The sequence below is a fragment of the Clostridium sp. BSD9I1 genome, from assembly GCF_900185645.1.
Taxonomy (GTDB): Bacteria; Bacillota; Clostridia; order Clostridiales; family Clostridiaceae; genus Clostridium_AK.
The window spans coordinates 1-17,854 of the sequence record NZ_FYAM01000025.1; the positions used below are offsets into that span (position 1 = coordinate 1).

The window sequence follows — 17,854 nt, forward strand, 5'->3', positions numbered from 1 at the left end:
ACCCCGAAGGGTTTCATCGCTCGACTTGCATGTGTTAGGCACGCCGCCAGCGTTCGTCCTGAGCCAGGATCAAACTCTCAATTTAAAAGTTTAATCTGTTTCGCTCATCGCGTTTCTTAACATTTAATTGTTAAGTAATTGACTGGTTTCTATTCTCTGTTCAATTTTCAAAGACCCTGTCGCTCCAAGCGACTTTTACATATTAACACTTTAATTTATTGTTGTCAACAACTTTTTAAAATATCTTTTAAATCTTTGTTAACTCATTTGTCGTTTCTTGTGACGACATGTGTTATTTTATCATGTATATACTATCGCTCTATTATTATATCTCTTATTATAGAATAATATACTCATTTTTCATTGTTTTTCTTATTTTTTCTTAATTTTTCTCATATTGATACACCAGAAAAAGTTGTAGTTAAGTTTAAACATAAAAATGCCCCTTAATTAAATTAAAGGGCATTTTTATTTAATTTATTCAGTTTCTACTGAAGTATTTATTTTTGCAATTGCCAGTACCTTTTCATTCTCTACTGTTTTCATCAAGGTAACACCCATAGCATTTCTGCTTGTTATACTTATATCTGAAACTAATATTCTTATAGCAATATTACTGCTATTAATAAGCATAATTTCATCTTCATCTTTTACAATTCTTGCTGCAGTTATCTTACCTGTCTTTTCTGTAACCTTATAAGTAATTAGTCCTTTTCCACCCCTACTTTGAACTTTATATTCAGATAGGTGTGTTCTTTTTCCAAATCCATTTTCACTAACTACTAATACATCTTTATCTTCTTCAACTATATCCATACCTACAGCTATGTCACCTTTTCTTAAGGTAATAGCTCTTACCCCTGTAGCTGCTCTTCCCATAGGTCTTATATCTTTTTCACTAAATCTTATTGCAAACCCAGCTGCAGTTACTATAAATATCTCTGCATCTCCTCTTGTTTTCTTAATCTTGAGTAATTCATCATCTTCCCTTAAGTTTATAGCATTTAATCCATTCTTTCTTATAGAAGAGAATTCACTTAATGGAGTTTTCTTAATGATTCCATTTTTAGTTCCCATTAATAAATATCCGTCATCCTTTAAATCCGCTATAGATATAACTTCTCTAACACTTTCATTAGGACTTAATGGTATAAGATTAATAAGATTTAGTCCTTTTGCTACTCTTCCCGCATCAGGTAATTCATAACCCTTAAGCTTATATACTCTACCTAAATTAGTAAAGAATAATAAATTACTATGAGTGGATGTTACAAATATTCTTTCTATAAAGTCATCTTCCTTAGTGGTCATGGCTTGAATTCCTTTTCCTCCCCTTTTTTGTGAGGAGTATGCATCAGATGAAATTCTCTTTATGTATCCTGAATGAGTTAAAGTTATAACAACTTCTTCCTCTTGTATTAAATCTTCTATATCTATTTCATCTATTCTCTTTTCGATCTGAGTTCTTCTCTCATCTCCATACCTATTCTTTATTTCGTTTAACTCGTCTTTTATAATTTTTAGCACAAGCTCTTCACTTGTTAATATCTCTTTTAAATAATTAATTGTCTTTAAAAGTTCTGCATATTCTTCTTCTATTTTAGCTCGTTCTAATCCTGTAAGCCTTTGAAGTCTCATATCAAGAATGGCTTGAGCTTGTTTTTCAGATAATCCAAATCCACTCATAAGGCCATTTCTAGCTTCTTCTGTATTTTTAGAACCTCTTATTACCTTAATTACTTCATCTATATGATCTAGAGCTATTCTTAATCCTTCTAAAATATGGGCACGAGCTTCTGCTTTATCTAACTCAAACTTAGTTCTTCTTCTTATTACTTCCTTTTGGAATTCTATATAATAAACCAGCATTTGCTTTAAATTTAAAACTTGAGGCTCATTATTTACTAGTGATAACATTATTATTCCAAAGGTATCTTGCATTTTTGTATGTTTATAGAGTTGGTTTAAAACGATATTTGCATTAGCATCTCTTTTAATTTCTATTACAACTCTCATACCATCTCTATCTGATTCATCTCTAAGATCAGAAATTCCCTCTATCCTTTTATCCTTTACTAAGTCAGCCATATTTTCTATAAGCTTTGCCTTATTTACTTGATAAGGCAATTCTGTTACTATGATTCTTTGTCTTCCCTTTTCTTCTTCTATTTCTGCCTTAGCTCTTACAAGTATCTTTCCTCTTCCAGTTTCATAAGCTTCTCTTATGCCATTAGTTCCAAGTATTATACCTGCTGTAGGAAAATCAGGTCCCTTTATCTTAGACATTAAATCTAACACAGTAACATCAGGATTATCTATTAATAAGTGTATACCTTCTATTACTTCACCTAAGTTATGAGGAGGTATATTGGTAGCCATCCCTACGGCTATCCCAGATGAACCATTAACTAGCAGATTAGGAATACGTGAAGGAAGTACTAATGGCTCCTTTTCAGAACCATCAAAATTTGGTACAAAATCCACCGTATTTTTGTTAATATCTTTTAACATTTCTACCGCAATTTTACTCATCTTAGCTTCTGTGTATCTCATAGCTGCTGCAGAGTCACCATCTACAGATCCAAAGTTTCCATGGCCATCTACCATTGTATATCTTATAGAAAAATCTTGAGCCAATCTTACTAACGCATCGTAAACTGAACTATCTCCATGAGGATGGTATTTACCTAATACGTCCCCAACTATTCTGGCACACTTTCTATAACTTTTCTCTGGAGAAAGCCCTAATTCCTGCATAGAATATAATATTCTTCTATGTACAGGTTTTAAACCATCACGTACATCAGGAAGTGCACGACCTACTATAACACTCATAGCATAATCTATATAACATCGTTTCATTTCTTGCTTTATATCTACTTCTAAAACTTTACCTTCATTGAACATTAATCTCTCACCTTCCAACTATATATCAAGGTTACCAACTTTTTTAGCATTTTCTTGTATGAATTCTCTTCTAGGCTCTACCTTGTCACCCATAAGTATAGTAAATATTTCATCTGCTGCCATTGCATCTTCTACTGTAGCTTTAAGAAGAACTCTATTTTCTGGATTCATAGTTGTATCCCAAAGCTGCTCAGCATTCATTTCTCCAAGACCTTTATATCTTTGAATATCTGTATTATTATCTCTTCCACCTATCTCAAATAGTACTTTTTCTAGCTCTTTATCTGAATAAACATACTGTTCTTTTTTACTTTTAGCTATTTTATACAATGGTGGTTGTGCTATGTAAACATGCCCTTGTTCTACTAATTCTCTCATATACCTGTAGAAAAAAGTAAGTAGTAGTGTTCTTATATGCGCACCATCTACATCAGCATCTGTCATTATTATTATTCTGTCATATCGTATTCTTGAGATATCGAAATCTTTTCCAATTCCTGCTCCAAAAGCTGTTATCATCGATCGAATAGTATCTGAATTAAGTATTTTATCCAATCTTTGTTTTTCAACATTCATTATCTTTCCTCTTAAAGGTAAAATGGCTTGAAATCTTCTATTTCTACCCTGCTTTGCAGATCCACCCGCAGAATCTCCCTCTACTATATAAATTTCACATTCTTTTGGATCCTTTGATGAACAATCTGCTAGCTTTCCTGGTAACGCTGTATTTTCTAAAACAGACTTTCTTCTAGTAAGCTCTCTTGCCTTTCTTGCTGCTTCTCTTGCACGAGAAGCCGTTAATGATTTATCTATTATAGTTTTTGAAATTTGAGGATTCTCTTCTAGGAAAATAGATACACCTTCACCTACTATACTATCAACTATACCTCTAACTTCACTATTTCCAAGCTTAGTCTTTGTTTGTCCTTCAAACTGAGGATTAGTTAATTTAATTGAAACTACCGCTGTAAGGCCTTCTCTTATATCTTCCCCTGAAAAATTTTTATCATTTTCCTTTAAAAATCCAAATTTCTTAGCGTAATCATTAAATACTCTAGTTAATGCATTTTTAAAACCTGTTAAATGGGTTCCCCCTTCTACAGTATCTATATTATTTGCAAATGAAAATATATTTTCTGTATAGCTGTCATTGTATTGAAGTGCTATTTCTACTAGATAATCATCCTTATTACCCTCAATATAAATAGGTTCATCGTGTAAAGCTTCCTTATTTCTATTTAAATAAGCTACAAAGGATTTTATTCCTCCTTCATAATGAAATTCATCCTCTTTATCTACTCTTTCATCTATTAATATAATTTTAATTCCCTTATTTAAAAATGCTAGTTCTCTTAATCTTTGAGCTAATGTATCATAATCAAAATCAATTTCTTCAAAGATTTCAGGATCTGGCTTAAAATAAGTTCTAGTTCCATGTTTATCTGTAGGTTCTAATTTATCAAGACCTGTAATTGGCTTTCCTCTTTCATAGATTTGCTTCCAAATGTATCCTTCTCTTGCAACTTCAACTTGACAAGTTTCTGAAAGAGCATTTACGACAGAAGCACCAACTCCATGAAGGCCTCCTGAAACCTTGTATCCTCCTCCACCAAACTTGCCTCCTGCATGTAGTATAGTCATAATGACCTCTACTGTTGGTTTTTGCATTTTAGGATGCATACCTACAGGCATCCCCCTACCATTATCCTTAACTGTAATGGAGTTATCTTCATGTATAAATACGTTTATTTCATCACAATAGCCTGCTAAAGCCTCATCTATGCTGTTATCTACTATTTCATATACCAAGTGATGTAACCCTCTAAGGCTTGTGCTTCCTATATACATCCCAGGCCTTTTTCTTACTGCTTCTAATCCTTCTAAGACTTGTATCTGACTATCATCATATGCTTCATTGTTATTTTGTTCCATATATATCCTCCTTAGCCTTAAAGTTCATAATATATTACTTCTGATCGCTTATTTAAAGTAGACGATGAAATTGGAGATAGATATATTTTACTTTTTTTATCTACCTCTGCAATAATAAATGATTTTGGTTTTTCCTTAGTTATGCGATATATAAATCCATCCTCTTCTGCCATTCTTAAAAATTGTGCTGTATCTGAACTATACATACAAGTTTCTATATCAAAAATACCTATTACATCTTTTAAAGGCACTACAACATTTTCACCTAAATGCAAAAACACCAATATTCCTCCTTAATTTAGAGTATATAATTTTTTTCCATACATTTTCCATTAGTTACTGTAAAAATTTTCGAATCATCTTTTTTTAGATAATTTTTTATATCATTAACTCCAGTACATGTTATTATTGTTTGTATATTATTAATAGAGTTTAATATATACCTTTGTCTCTTGGAATCAAGTTCTGAAAGCACATCGTCTAACAATAGTACTGGGTATTCTCCTGCAATTTCTTTTATTATTTCTAAAGATGCAAACTTTATAGTTAAAACGGAAGTCCTTTGCTGCCCTTGAGAACCAAAACTTCTTGCATCTATATCATTTATTTTAATAATAAAATCATCTCTATGTGGTCCCAAGGAAGTAGTTCTTTTTTCTAGATCCTTTTCCCTATTATTTATAATTGCATCTAGAAACTCTTTTTTATTACCTTCCTTGAAATTTATAGATGAGCAATAAGAAAAACTTATATCTTCTTTTCCAGATGTTATTTCCTTATGTATAACCTTACCCTTGCTGTTGAGATTTTTAATATAGGCTTTTCTGTCCCTTACAATAGCTGTTCCATAACTAGACAATTGTTCATCATATATATCTAACATATTCATTAAAGATTCACTTTTATGTTTAATAACCATATTTCTTTCGTTTAAGATCTTATTATATTGAACTAAGTTATGATAATATGCTTTACTCAACTTACATAATTCTATATCTAAAAATTTTCTTCTAAAGGATGGAGATTCTTTTACAATTTTTAAATCTTCAGGAGAAAACATTACCACGTTTAATACCCCTAAAAGTTCAGAAATCTTATTTATCTTAATAGAATTTATATTAATTCCTTTCTTTCCTTCTTTGAAAACTTTTATTTCAATTTTTTTATCTAATCTTTCTTTTTCAACGTAAAGTTTTATATAAGCACTTTCTTCTTGCCAATTTATAAGTTCTTTATCTCTAATTGTTCTATGGGATTTTCCTATACTTGAATAATAAATACTTTCCAAAATGTTGGTTTTTCCTTGAGCATTATCTCCAATAAAAACATTGACATTTTTACTTAATTCTATACTTAACTCTTTATAATTTCTATAATTAATTAACTGTAAATACTTTATATACATACAAAACACCCATTATGTAATTATATCATAATATTTTCAATTCAGCTAAATATAAATAAAAGAGTTAAGATCTGCTTAAAATCATGCCTTTAACAAAGCCTTTATTTATATATCTTAAACTCTCTTAACTCGTATTATATTAAACTATTATAAACTCTTCTCCATCTACTTCAATTTTGTCACCTTTTGTTAACTTCTTCCCTCTTCTGGTTTCAATTTCTCCATTTACCTTTACCATTTCATTTTGAATATAATATTTTGCATCTGAACCTGTTGATATAGCCCCACACCATTTAAGAAAGGCATCTAGCTTTATTATATCTGTATTTATTTTTATTTCAATCATATCATTAATTCCCCTTAGTTATTTAATAATCTAACTGGTAATACAAGGTAAGTACAATTGTTTACTTCATTATTTTTTATAATACAAGGCGTTACACTGCTAGACAATTCCATGGATATTTCTTCTTCATCCATTATTTTCAAGGCATCAATTAGATACTTTGAATTAAATGCAATTTGTAGCGGCTGCCCTTGCAAAATTATGTTTAATTCTTCTCTCACCATTCCCAATTGAGAATTTGAAGTGATAATCATATTTTCTCCTTGTATATCTAATTTTATTAAATTCGTATTCCCATCCTTGCCCATTAATGATGCTCTTTCTATACATCCTAGTAATTCTGATCTTTTAGCCATTACTTTAAGATTATATTCATCTGGGATTATGGATTTATATTTAATAAATTCGCCCTCTAAAAGTCTTGATACTATTTTAGTTTCCCCTATTGTGAATAAAATATGATTTGGAGTAAATGTTATATTAACTTTTTCATCAGTTTCTTCTAGTATCTTAGATACTTCATTTAAAGTCTTCCCTGGTATTACAGCACTTATTGTACTTTCACTATCAATATATTCAGATTTTACTGCCAATCTGTATCCATCAAGTGCCACTAAATTAAGGTTTTTATCCTTTATTTCAAACAATAATCCTGTAAGTATTGGGCGAGTTTCTTCTTGTGCTACAGCAAATATAGTTGATTTTATCATATTTTTTAGTATGCTTTGCGGAATTTGAACAATTGTATTCTCATTGATAGTTGGTAGTTCAGGAAAATCTTTTGCATTCATATGAATTAAAGTAAACTTAGATTTTTGACATATTATTTCTATTGAATTATTGTCCTTTGTAGTTATTTCAATTATATCGTTTGGTAATTTTCTTATTATTTCTCCAAATATTTTTGAATCAACAACAATTTCTCCTTCTTCAATTATGTCTGCTTTGATTTTAGTTTCTATACTTAAATCAATATCTGATCCTGTTAATACAATAGACGAGCCCAAAGCTTTTAATAAAATACCTTGTAAGACAGGCATTGTTGATTTTCCTGTAACAGCCTTTTGGGCAATAGATATACCTTCTTGAAGATTGCTTTTTTCGCATGTAAATTTCATATGTAATCCTCCTTAATTATCAACACTAAATATTCTTCTTAGATAGAATAGATATAATAGATATTTATAGTAGTAATAGTAGTAGGGGCTGTGGAATTGTTGATAAGTGCCTTCAGGCTAGATAAATCAACGAAAAATAAGAAAAAATAATTGTGGATAAGTTGTTCTGCGTCAACTAACTTTATCCACATAATTATATAAAATAAAAGTTTTTATTTTTATCCACAGCTATTAATAAAAAAATAATACACAAGTGTTAGCTATTTTTGAGTTATTTTCTTCGTTAGTTCACTAACGGCGTTTTGTAAGGACTCATCTTCCTTTAAGCTTGAAGAAATTTTTTCATATGCATGTATTACAGTAGTATGATCTCTTCCTCCAAATTCTTCACCTATTTTAGGCAGTGAAGTATCGGTAAGCTTTCTACAAAGATACATGGCAATTTGCCTTGGGAAAGCTACATTTCGTGTTCTTCTTGCAGATTTAAAGTCTTCAACTCGCAAATTAAAATAGCTAGAAACTATATCTTGTATGGATTCTATAGTAATTTGCTTAGAATGCTTATTAGATATAATATCTTTAAGTGCTTCTGAAGCTAAGTCTACACTAATTTCCTTGTTTGTTAATGAGGAAAAGGCGACTATTCTAATTAATGCTCCTTCAAGTTCTCTTATATTAGACTTTATTTTAGTGGCTATGTATACTAACACTTCATTTGGAATACTTAAGTTTTCTACATCGGCTTTTTTCTTTAGTATTGCCATTCGAGTTTCAAAATCAGGTGCCTGAATATCTGCAATAAGTCCCCACTCAAATCTAGAACGAAGCCTATCTTCTAATGTAGGAATTTCTTTAGGTGGTCGATCACTTGATAAAATTATTTGTTTATTTGACTCATGTAAGTCATTAAATGTATGGAAAAATTCTTCCTGAGTTCTTTCTTTTCCTGCTATGAATTGAACGTCATCTATTAAAAGTACATCTATATTTCTATACTTATTACGGAATTCTACATTTTTATCATCTTTTATAGAATTAATAAGTTCATTTGTAAATTTTTCAGAAGAAACATATACAACCTTAGAGTTAGGATTATTATTAAGAATATAATGACCAATAGCATGCATTAGATGAGTTTTTCCCAGTCCAACTCCTCCATATATAAAAAGTGGATTGTAAGCTTTTGCAGGGGCCTCAGCTACTGCTAAAGATGCTGCATGAGCAAACCTATTACTATTGCCTATGACAAAGGATTTAAAAGTATACTTAGGATTTAGCATAGCTGACATTTCATCATTTACAACTATATTATTATTTTTTTCAGGTATATTATTGGAAGGACTTTTTTCTAAGTCTATTACTTCTTCTGTAGATACTATAAATTCTACATTATATCTTTTAGAAGTTATAAGTTTTAAAGCATTAATAATGAGATCCTTATATCTACTACTCAAAATGCCTTTAGTAAAATCATTAGGGACACATAAATAAAAACAATCCGCTTCTATTTTTAAAGGAACAATGCTTTTAATCCAAGTATTAAAACTTACCTCTGTAAGCTCTCCTTTAATAATAGTTAATGCATTTTCCCATATATCTTTTAATTGGGCATTCATATTTTATCCTCCAGTTCAAAATATTAAATATTAAATTTAAATAGAAAATTCCCTAATTAACAGTAAATCTACAAGTTTATACACATCATTATAGGTTGTTGACAATTATCAATAAAAATATTCACATGTTAGTATTTTTGTACATAGTTTTTTATTCAATTGTTTATCAACATATGTTAATAAATAATTGATAACACTATTAACATATGAATAACTAGGTAAAAACAGGTCTAGAATATATATTATAAAGAATAAAACAAAAAATATAACAACTTATACACATAGTTATCAACAATTGTGGATAAGTTAAATATAAACAAAGGTTATCAACAGTCCTTTATTAATAATATCAAAACGCATATAGGTATTCAAGAAGTTATCCACAAAAAATAATTTTAAAATATTAACAAACCCTTTTTCTTGACAGAAAGGGTAGGTATATATATAATTTAATAGTAAAACTATAAATAAGGTAGTAAGTTAATTGCTATACACATTATACAAAAAGGGGGTGTAGCTCAATGTTTATGACATACCAACCAAAAAAGAAGCAGAGAAAGAAAGAACATGGATTTAGAAAAAGAATGAAGACTAAATCAGGAAGAAATGTTCTTCAAAGAAGAAGACAAAAAGGTAGAAAGAGATTGACAGCATAAGGCCGCATATTGTGGCCTTTTTCTGCAACCGCAAAAAAGGAGCAATAGATGATGAAGAAGTATAAGTTAAGAAAGAATGCAGAATTTAGAGTGGTATACAGAAGAGGAAAGTCTTTTTCTAATGAATTATTAGTTTTATATATGTATAAAAATTATAAAAATAAAGATAGTAGATTTGGCATATCAGTTAGTAAAAAAGTAGGTAAAAGTGTAGTAAGAAGTAGAGTTAAAAGGTTGATTAGAGAAAATGTACGTCTTAGATATAATAGTATAAAAGAAGGCTATGATTGTGTAATTATAGCAAGAAATCCTGCCAAAGATAAGGATTATCACCTTATAGAAAAGTCCTTGTTAAATTTGTTAGAAAAGGCAGGTTTAATTAAGAATTGAGAAGTATTATAATATTGGTAATTAAATCATATAGAAAGTATATTTCACCTCTTAAAAACCCATGCTGCAGGTTTTACCCCACTTGTTCTCAATATGCATTAGATGCTATCAATAAATATGGAGTATTAAAAGGAAGTTTTATGTCAATTAAAAGGATTTTAAGATGTAATCCTTTTAATCCAGGGGGATATGATCCTGTTGAATAATTTGACTGGAGGTTTATAATGAGTATTTTAAACAATGCGTTGATTCAATTCTTTGTTTTTATTCATCAGTTAGTAACGAGTTTTATTACAAATCCTAACTATTCTTATGGTATAGCCATTATATTAGTTACATTAATAATAAAGTTAATATTGTTACCGTTAAATATTAAATCAATTCGTTCTAGTGTAAGAATGAATGAAATACAGCCAGAAACAAAGAAAATTCAAGAAAAATATAAAAATGATCCACAAAAGTCCCAACAAGAAGTAATGAAGCTTTATAAGGACAGAGGTATAAATCCATTAGGTGGATGTTTACCTATATTAATTCAATGGCCAATATTAATAGCCTTATATTATGTATTTAATAATATTACAGGAATAAATGGTGTGAGTTTTTTATGGGTAAAAGATTTAGCACAGGCAGATGTAGTGCTTGCAGTTTTAGCTGGAGCTACTCAATACTATGCATCATTATTGATGGCGCCTCCAGGAGATAGTCCTCAGGCTAAGCAAACTGGTACGATGAATATTAGTATGTCATTATTTATGATATTTATAAGCTGGAGGCTTAAATCAGCCTTAGTTTTATATTGGGTAATAAGTAACATAATTCAGATGGGTCAGACACTTCTTACAAAGAAATTAGAGGAAAGACATAAGGCACTTAATGCTTAAAGGGGGGCTTGCGGTATGAAATATATTGATATGACTGGAAGAACCATAGCTGAAGCTACAAAGAACGCTTTAAGGGAATTAAATGTTACAGAAGATAAGGTAAAGATAGATATTTTAGATCAAGGAAATAAGGGTCTGTTTAATTTAATTGGTTGTAGGCCAGCAAAGATAAGAGTTACAGTTAAAAAGGACTATATATCTGAAGCAAGAGAATTTTTAAGAGAAGTTTTAAATTCTATGGGCATAAAGGCTGAAATAAGAATTAGAGAAGAACAAGATGCTTTAAAGATAATTCTTGCAGGTCCTGAAATGGGTTTACTTATAGGATATAGAGGAGAGACATTAGATTCACTACAGTATCTTGTAAGTCTTGTTATAAATAAGGATCATGAAGAAGAGTATAAGAGAGTTATATTAGATACAGAAAATTATAGACAAAAGAGAGAAGAAACTCTTAAAAGGTTAGCTTTAAAGATAGCGAATAAGGCTAGAAGAACAAGAAAGGTTGTTAAATTAGAGCCTATGAATCCCTATGAAAGAAGGGTTATACATTCTGTTCTTCAAAATGACCCAGAAGTAAAAACATATAGTGAGGGAGAAGAACCTTATAGAAGAGTTGTAGTAGATTTAAAGAAAGCCTAATATGGCTTTCTTTTTAAATTTATAGTAAAATGAGTTAATTAGTTAAACATTATTAAATATGAGGTGAAACTTATGAAAGAGTTTGATACTATTGCTGCAATTGCAACAGTGCTTGGCGAAGGCGGTATTTCTATTATAAGAATTTCTGGAAGTAAGAGCTTAGATATTGTAGATAGTATTTTCAAGGGAAAAAATAATAGGAATTTATTAGATATAAGTCCATATAGCATGAGATATGGTTTTATAATAGAAAAAGAGACGGAAGATATATTAGATGAAGTTTTGGTAACGTATATGAAGGGACCAAGAAGTTACACTGCAGAGGATACAGTAGAGATAAATTGTCATGGTGGTGTTACGCCAACAAAAAGAATATTTCAAGAAATTATAAAGGCTGGGGCAAGAGTTGCAGAGCCAGGTGAATTTACAAAGAGAGCTTTTTTAAATGGTAGAATTGATTTAAGCCAGGCAGAGGCTGTTATAGATATAATAAGAGCTAAAACAGAATTATCCATGAAGTCAGCGGTACTTCAATCCAACGGTAGAATTTCTAAGGAGATAGATTCTCTAAGAAATAGGTTACTTCAGACTATAGCTCATATTGAAGCAACAGTGGATTTTCCTGAGGATGACTTGGAGGAAGTTACATCTAATCAAGTTAGTATCCAAGTTGAAAATATAATAAATGAAGTAAGTGAACTTTTAAGTACTGCAGATGAGGGTAAGATTTTAAGAGAAGGATTAAATGTAGTTATAGTAGGTAAACCTAATGTAGGAAAATCTTCTTTATTAAATGCTTTACTAAAAGAACAAAGAGCTATAGTAACTGAGGTACCAGGAACCACAAGAGATGTTATAGAGGAATATATAAATTTAGATGGTGTACCTATTAAGATAATAGACACAGCAGGAATTAGAGAAACAGAAGATATTGTTGAAAAAATTGGTGTAGAAAAATCAAAGGAAAAAATAATAGAAGCTGACTTAATTATTTTTATGATAGATTTAAGTAGGGAATTAGATGATGAAGATAAAGAAATAATGGATTATATACGAGATAAGAAATATATTGTTTTACTAAACAAAAGTGATTTGGAAAATAAAGTAGTTAAGGAAGATTTAGCAGGTTTAAATTTAAAATACATAATTGAAAGTTCAGCTAAAAGCGGCAAGGGACTAGATGAGCTTAAAGATTCTATAAAGGAATTGTTTTTTAAAGGGGAAGTAAAGAATCAAGATATAATTATAACTAATGCTAGACATAAGGAAGCACTAATTAGAGCAAAGGAAAGCTTAAGCTCAGCTCTAGATACGTTAAATAATACTTTAGCAATAGATCTATCATCTATAGATATAAGAGATGCATGGTCAAGGCTCGGAGAAATTACAGGCGATACATTAGAAGAAGATATTATAGATAAAATATTTTCAGAATTTTGTTTAGGAAAGTAGGGAGAGTATATGAAGTATTATGCAGGAGATTACGATGTAGTAGTAGTAGGAGCAGGCCATGCAGGCTGTGAGGCTGGCCTTGCAGCTGCTAGGATGGGATCCAAGGTACTAGTATGTACGATAAACTTAGATAGTGTAGGTATGATGCCTTGTAATCCTAATGTTGGAGGAACAGCAAAAGGACATTTAGTAAGGGAAATAGATGCCTTAGGTGGGGAAATGGGTATAAATATAGATAATACCTTTATCCAATCTAGAATGCTTAATACCTCAAAGGGACCTGCTGTGCATTCATTAAGAGCACAGGCAGATAAGCAGAAGTATTCTCAAAGAATGAAAAATGTTTTAGAAAGCCAAGAAAATTTAACAATGAAACAAATAGAAGTAGTTGCATTGGATGTAGAAGATGGTAAAATTAAAGGTGTGCTTACAAAAAATGGTGCATATTATAACACTAAAGCTGTTATCCTTGCCACAGGAACATACTTAAAAGGTAAAGTGATAATTGGAGATGTAAGCTATAGTAGTGGACCAAATGGGTTATTTCCTGCGCAGGACTTATCACAAAGCCTTATAGACTTAGGAATAAGTTTAAGAAGATTTAAAACTGGTACTCCAGCGAGAATAAATAGAAGAACAGTAGATTTTTCTAAAATGATAGAACAACCAGGAGATGAAAAGATAGTTCCATTTTCATTTATGAGTGGAGAAATAACTAGAAATCAAGTTTCATGCTATTTAACTTATACAAACGAAAAGACTCATGGAATAATAAGAGAAAACATACATAGATCTCCTTTATATAACGGGTCTATAGAAGGAGTAGGACCTAGATATTGCCCTTCTATAGAGGATAAGGTAATGAGATTCCCAGATAAGGAACAGCATCAAGTATTCATTGAGCCTGAAGGAGAAAATACTGAGGAAATGTATGTAGGAGGTATGTCTAGTTCCTTACCAGAAGATGTTCAAATTGCAATGTATCGCAGTGTTCCTGGTCTTGAGAATGTAGAATTTTTAAGAACAGCATATGCAATAGAATATGATTCTATAGATTCTACACAATTAAAATTATCCTTAGAATTTAAAGAAATAGAAGGGTTATTTGGAGCAGGCCAGGTTAATGGAAGCTCAGGGTATGAGGAGGCAGCAGCACAAGGACTTGTAGCGGGAATAAATGCTGCTTTAAAGGTGAGAGGACAAGAACCTTTTATACTACAAAGGTCTGATGCATACATAGGAGTTCTTATAGATGATTTAGTTACAAAGGGAACTAATGAACCATATAGAATGATGACTTCACGTTCAGAATATAGACTTTTATTAAGGCAGGATAATGCAGATTTGAGACTTACAGAAATGAGTTATCAAATAGGACTTGTTACTGAAGGAAGATACAAAAGCTTCATAAGTAGGAAGGAAGCTATAGAAGGGGAAATAGGCCGTATAAAAGCCCTTCAAATAACAAATAAAAAAGAGATAAATGAAATGTTAATATCCTTAAATTCATCAGAGTTGAGAAAGCCAATAAGCTTATATGAGCTTATAAAAAGACCTGAATTAGATTATTTTAAAGTTTACGAATTAGATAAAGATAGAATTGAATTGCCGTATGAAGTACAATATGAAGTAAATACTATGGCTAAATATGAGGGATATATACAAAAACAATTAGAGCAAGTAGAACAGTTCAAGAAATTTGAGAAAAAGCTTATTCCATCTGAAATCAATTATAGTGAAGTGCATGGTTTGAGAATTGAAGCAGTACAAAAATTAAGCAAAATTAATCCTATGAATATAGGGCAGGCATCTAGAATATCTGGAGTATCTCCAGCAGATATTTCTGTACTTCTTATTTATTTAGAACATAAATATAGACTTTCAAAGTAATAAATTAATTTTAAATAAAATATAAATTACACTTATATATGAATTATATAATTCATATATAAGTGATTTATGGAGGATAAATATGCAATATTTCGATATACTTAAGGCTTCTTGTGAAGATATAAATATTGATTTTGATGAAAATAAGTATAATCAGTTAATACAGTATAAAAACTTATTACAAGAATGGAATGAAAAAATTAACCTTACTTCTATAACTGAAGATGAGGAAATAATAAAAAAACATTTTATAGATAGCATAAAAATATATAAGTTTTCTCCTTTAAAGGATATGAAAAGGATTATAGATGTAGGGACTGGAGCAGGGTTTCCAGGACTGCCTATTAAAATAGTCGATGAAAAAAAGCAAGTGGTTTTATTAGATTCACTAAACAAAAGAATAAATTTTCTAAATGAAGTTATTAATACACTTAAACTAGAGAATATCAAAACTGTTCATGGCAGGGCAGAAGATGTTGCAAAAGATAAAGGTTATAGAGAGTGCTTTGATGGTGTAGTTTCTCGTGCTGTAGCAAATATGAGTGTATTAAGTGAGTTTTGCTTACCATTTGTAAAATTAAATGGATATTTTATTGCAATGAAAGGGCCAGCTGTAGAGGAAGAAATTAAAGAAGCCAAAAATGCAATAAGTACTTTAGGAGGAAAGATAGAAGATATAATAGGAATCGACATAGAAGAAAGTGACTTAAGACATAATTTAGTTATTATAAAGAAGATAAAAGAAACCCCAGATAAATATCCTAGAAAAGCTGGATTAGTTAATAAGAGTCCTTTAAGATAAAAATTTTATTCAATTATAGAAGGAATTTTAACGGTTAACAGAGAAATTTTAAATAAATGAAAGCACAAGAGGGATGGGTTAATATGGAACAAAAGGTTAGTTATATAAATACTGAATTGATTTCTCCTAATGTGTATCAACCTAGAAAGTTTTTTAATGAAGAAGCCATAGAGGAATTATCAAAATCCATAAAGGTTTATGGCATTATTCAACCTTTATCTGTAAGAAGGGTTAGTGAAGATAAGTTTGAATTAATAGCAGGAGAAAGAAGATTAAGGGCAGCAAAGAAGGCAGGTTTACAAGAAGTACCTGTTATAATTGTTGATGTGTCCAATAAGGATTCAGCAGCAATAGCATTATTAGAAAACATACAAAGAGAAGACTTGAATTTTTTGGAAGAGGCAGAAGCATACTACAATTTAATTAAAGAACATAATTATACTCAAGAACAGTTGTCGGAAATTATAGGTAAAAAGCAATCTACTATAGCTAATAAAATAAGACTGTTAAGATTAACTTCTGGAGTTAGAAAGATTTTAATAGAAAATAATCTTACAGAAAGACATGCTAGGGCCCTTCTTAAGTTACCGGCAGAAGAGCTTCAAAAAAAGGTTTTAAGTGTCATAATTAAAAAAGGTTTAAATGTAAAGAAATCAGAAGAGCTCATAGAAAAAGAGTTAAATAAGTTAATAGAAAAGAGTTCTTCAAAAGAGGAAAGAAAAAAAATCAAAGGTATTTTTAGTCCTAAGGTTTATATAAATACTATTAGACAAGTATTTGATAAGTATGGTCTAAATGCACAGTATTCATCTCAAGATTCAGAAGAAAGTATTCAAATTATGATTACAATTCCAAAGAATAAATAATTCAATAATATTATAATAAATGTTTCACGTGAAACATTAAAAACTATGTGATGAGTGAAAATAACATTTTAGCACATAGTTTTTTTATTTTTATACAATTTTTTTAAATAAGTACTTTTTTTATATATTATATGACTATATAATAAAACTATAACTAATATTATGAGGCGGTGAATATGGTGAAGGTAATTACAGTATTTAATCAAAAGGGTGGAGTGGGTAAGACAACAACTAATATTAATTTATGTTCATACTTAGCTATGGAAGGATATAGAGTTCTTTCTATGGATATAGATCCTCAGGGTAATACCACTAGTGGATTAGGTTTCGATAAGAGAAAAATTAAAACATCTATTTATGATGTAATCACTGATGATACCTCTATAGAAGAGGCTATGATAAAATGTGAATTTGTAGACAATTTTTACATAGTTCCTTCAACTATGTCTTTAGCAGGAGCAGAAGTGGAAATAATAGATAAGGTTAATAGGGAAAAAATATTGAGAGAAAAAATAAAAAGTGTTGAAGGAAAGTTTGATTTTATATTTATTGACTGTCCTCCATCATTAGGGTTTTTAACTATTAATGCTTTAACTGCTTCTAATAGTGTATTGATTCCTATACAATGTGAATTTTATGCATTAGAAGGAGTTGGACAACTTGTTAATACTATTCAACTCGTTAAAAAGTCATTAAACCCCAATATTGATATTGAGGGAGTAGTCTTAAGCATGTTTGACAGTAGAACTAATCTTTCAAATGAAGTAGTTAGTGAAGTTAAAAAGTATTTTAAGAACAAAGTATATGATACAACTATTCCAAGAAATATAAGACTGGCAGAATCCCCTAGTTTTGGATTGCCGATAATGTTGTATGATAATAAATGTAAAGGTGCAGAGGCGTATGAAAAGCTAGCTAAGGAATTCTTAGAAAGGCAGGAGAATTAAA

The 17,854-nt window shown here is 30.2% G+C and carries 17 protein-coding genes and 1 rRNA gene; 10 read left to right on the plus strand and 8 right to left on the minus strand.

All coding sequences use genetic code 11. The features are described from left to right. The 8 genes from BSD9I1_RS15495 to dnaA all read right to left on the minus strand — a co-directional run. Nucleotides 1-85: ribosomal RNA gene (locus BSD9I1_RS15495) — 16S ribosomal RNA — on the minus strand; the annotation flags it as partial. A gap of 392 nt (nucleotides 86-477) precedes the next feature. Then, nucleotides 478-2,907 carry a DNA gyrase subunit A gene (gyrA, locus tag BSD9I1_RS15500; protein ID WP_186431119.1) on the minus strand — a complete coding sequence of 810 codons (2,430 nt, stop codon included), beginning with the start codon at nucleotides 2,905-2,907 and terminating at the stop codon, nucleotides 478-480. A gap of 18 nt (nucleotides 2,908-2,925) precedes the next feature. Beyond that, nucleotides 2,926-4,839, minus strand: coding sequence for a DNA topoisomerase (ATP-hydrolyzing) subunit B (gyrB, locus tag BSD9I1_RS15505; protein WP_186431120.1), 1,914 nt, complete (start codon nucleotides 4,837-4,839; stop codon nucleotides 2,926-2,928). Between the two features lie 17 nt (nucleotides 4,840-4,856). After that, the gene (remB, locus tag BSD9I1_RS15510; protein ID WP_035310067.1) at nucleotides 4,857-5,120 is read right to left on the minus strand and encodes an extracellular matrix regulator RemB; all 264 of its coding nucleotides are present in this window, start codon (nucleotides 5,118-5,120) and stop codon (nucleotides 4,857-4,859) included. 17 nt (nucleotides 5,121-5,137) lie between these two features. Next, on the minus strand, nucleotides 5,138-6,244 hold the full coding sequence (gene recF / locus BSD9I1_RS15515; protein ID WP_186431121.1) for a DNA replication/repair protein RecF: 1,107 nt from the start codon (nucleotides 6,242-6,244) through the stop codon (nucleotides 5,138-5,140). 139 nt (nucleotides 6,245-6,383) lie between these two features. Next, entirely contained in the window at nucleotides 6,384-6,590 is a 207-nt protein-coding gene (yaaA, locus tag BSD9I1_RS15520) for a S4 domain-containing protein YaaA (protein ID WP_186431122.1), read from the minus strand. A 14-nt stretch (nucleotides 6,591-6,604) separates the two neighbouring features. Then, nucleotides 6,605-7,708 (minus strand): DNA polymerase III subunit beta, encoded by a 1,104-nt coding sequence (gene dnaN / locus BSD9I1_RS15525; RefSeq protein ID WP_186431123.1) that lies wholly within the window; start codon nucleotides 7,706-7,708, stop codon nucleotides 6,605-6,607. A 260-nt stretch (nucleotides 7,709-7,968) separates the two neighbouring features. Then, a complete protein-coding gene (dnaA, locus tag BSD9I1_RS15530) occupies nucleotides 7,969-9,324 on the minus strand; it encodes a chromosomal replication initiator protein DnaA (protein ID WP_186431124.1) in 1,356 nt (451 codons plus the stop codon). Nucleotides 9,325-9,845: 521 nt separating this feature from the next. Between dnaA and rpmH the strand changes: the two genes are divergently transcribed. The 10 genes from rpmH to BSD9I1_RS15580 all read left to right on the plus strand — a co-directional run bounded on the left by rpmH (nucleotide 9,846) and on the right by BSD9I1_RS15580 (nucleotide 17,853). Further along, nucleotides 9,846-9,980, plus strand: coding sequence for a 50S ribosomal protein L34 (gene rpmH, locus BSD9I1_RS15535; RefSeq protein ID WP_035310078.1), 135 nt, complete (start codon nucleotides 9,846-9,848; stop codon nucleotides 9,978-9,980). A 51-nt stretch (nucleotides 9,981-10,031) separates the two neighbouring features. Next, nucleotides 10,032-10,370: a ribonuclease P protein component gene (rnpA, locus tag BSD9I1_RS15540; RefSeq protein WP_035310080.1), complete on the plus strand. Its 339-nt coding sequence runs from the start codon at nucleotides 10,032-10,034 to the stop codon at nucleotides 10,368-10,370. Further along, entirely contained in the window at nucleotides 10,367-10,576 is a 210-nt protein-coding gene (gene yidD / locus BSD9I1_RS15545; protein ID WP_186431125.1) for a membrane protein insertion efficiency factor YidD, read from the plus strand. The genes rnpA and yidD overlap by 4 nt, the downstream gene beginning before the upstream one ends. An 18-nt stretch (nucleotides 10,577-10,594) precedes the next feature. Beyond that, nucleotides 10,595-11,254 carry a membrane protein insertase YidC gene (yidC, locus tag BSD9I1_RS15550; protein ID WP_186431126.1) on the plus strand — a complete coding sequence of 220 codons (660 nt, stop codon included), beginning with the start codon at nucleotides 10,595-10,597 and terminating at the stop codon, nucleotides 11,252-11,254. 15 nt (nucleotides 11,255-11,269) lie between these two features. Continuing rightward, complete coding sequence (gene jag / locus BSD9I1_RS15555) at nucleotides 11,270-11,896, plus strand: RNA-binding cell elongation regulator Jag/EloR (RefSeq protein WP_035310083.1); 627 nt, start codon at nucleotides 11,270-11,272, stop codon at nucleotides 11,894-11,896. A gap of 72 nt (nucleotides 11,897-11,968) precedes the next feature. Beyond that, complete coding sequence (mnmE, locus tag BSD9I1_RS15560; RefSeq protein WP_186431127.1) at nucleotides 11,969-13,348, plus strand: tRNA uridine-5-carboxymethylaminomethyl(34) synthesis GTPase MnmE; 1,380 nt, start codon at nucleotides 11,969-11,971, stop codon at nucleotides 13,346-13,348. 9 nt (nucleotides 13,349-13,357) lie between these two features. Then, the gene (mnmG, locus tag BSD9I1_RS15565) at nucleotides 13,358-15,238 is read left to right on the plus strand and encodes a tRNA uridine-5-carboxymethylaminomethyl(34) synthesis enzyme MnmG (protein ID WP_186431128.1); all 1,881 of its coding nucleotides are present in this window, start codon (nucleotides 13,358-13,360) and stop codon (nucleotides 15,236-15,238) included. Between the two features lie 82 nt (nucleotides 15,239-15,320). Beyond that, nucleotides 15,321-16,040, plus strand: a complete 720-nt coding sequence (rsmG, locus tag BSD9I1_RS15570) for a 16S rRNA (guanine(527)-N(7))-methyltransferase RsmG (RefSeq protein WP_186431129.1) — start codon at nucleotides 15,321-15,323, stop codon at nucleotides 16,038-16,040. A gap of 83 nt (nucleotides 16,041-16,123) precedes the next feature. Then, on the plus strand, nucleotides 16,124-16,906 hold the full coding sequence (locus tag BSD9I1_RS15575) for a ParB/RepB/Spo0J family partition protein (protein WP_035310138.1): 783 nt from the start codon (nucleotides 16,124-16,126) through the stop codon (nucleotides 16,904-16,906). A 179-nt stretch (nucleotides 16,907-17,085) separates the two neighbouring features. Continuing rightward, nucleotides 17,086-17,853: a ParA family protein gene (locus tag BSD9I1_RS15580; protein ID WP_035310140.1), complete on the plus strand. Its 768-nt coding sequence runs from the start codon at nucleotides 17,086-17,088 to the stop codon at nucleotides 17,851-17,853. Nucleotide 17,854: the final 1 nt, after the last annotated feature.

Coding starts and splice junctions, on each gene's coding strand:
- mnmG (WP_186431128.1), top strand. CDS start 13,358: ATGAAGTATTATGCAGGAGATTACGATGTAGTAGTAGTAGGAGCAGGC.
- dnaA (WP_186431124.1), bottom strand. CDS start 9,324: ATGAATGCCCAATTAAAAGATATATGGGAAAATGCATTAACTATTATT.
- gyrB (WP_186431120.1), bottom strand. CDS start 4,839: ATGGAACAAAATAACAATGAAGCATATGATGATAGTCAGATACAAGTC.
- rnpA (WP_035310080.1), top strand. CDS start 10,032: ATGAAGAAGTATAAGTTAAGAAAGAATGCAGAATTTAGAGTGGTATAC.
- rpmH (WP_035310078.1), top strand. CDS start 9,846: ATGTTTATGACATACCAACCAAAAAAGAAGCAGAGAAAGAAAGAACAT.
- dnaN (WP_186431123.1), bottom strand. CDS start 7,708: ATGAAATTTACATGCGAAAAAAGCAATCTTCAAGAAGGTATATCTATT.
- recF (WP_186431121.1), bottom strand. CDS start 6,244: ATGTATATAAAGTATTTACAGTTAATTAATTATAGAAATTATAAAGAG.
- rsmG (WP_186431129.1), top strand. CDS start 15,321: ATGCAATATTTCGATATACTTAAGGCTTCTTGTGAAGATATAAATATT.
- yaaA (WP_186431122.1), bottom strand. CDS start 6,590: ATGATTGAAATAAAAATAAATACAGATATAATAAAGCTAGATGCCTTT.
- mnmE (WP_186431127.1), top strand. CDS start 11,969: ATGAAAGAGTTTGATACTATTGCTGCAATTGCAACAGTGCTTGGCGAA.
- gyrA (WP_186431119.1), bottom strand. CDS start 2,907: ATGTTCAATGAAGGTAAAGTTTTAGAAGTAGATATAAAGCAAGAAATG.
- jag (WP_035310083.1), top strand. CDS start 11,270: ATGAAATATATTGATATGACTGGAAGAACCATAGCTGAAGCTACAAAG.
- BSD9I1_RS15575 (WP_035310138.1), top strand. CDS start 16,124: ATGGAACAAAAGGTTAGTTATATAAATACTGAATTGATTTCTCCTAAT.
- yidC (WP_186431126.1), top strand. CDS start 10,595: ATGAGTATTTTAAACAATGCGTTGATTCAATTCTTTGTTTTTATTCAT.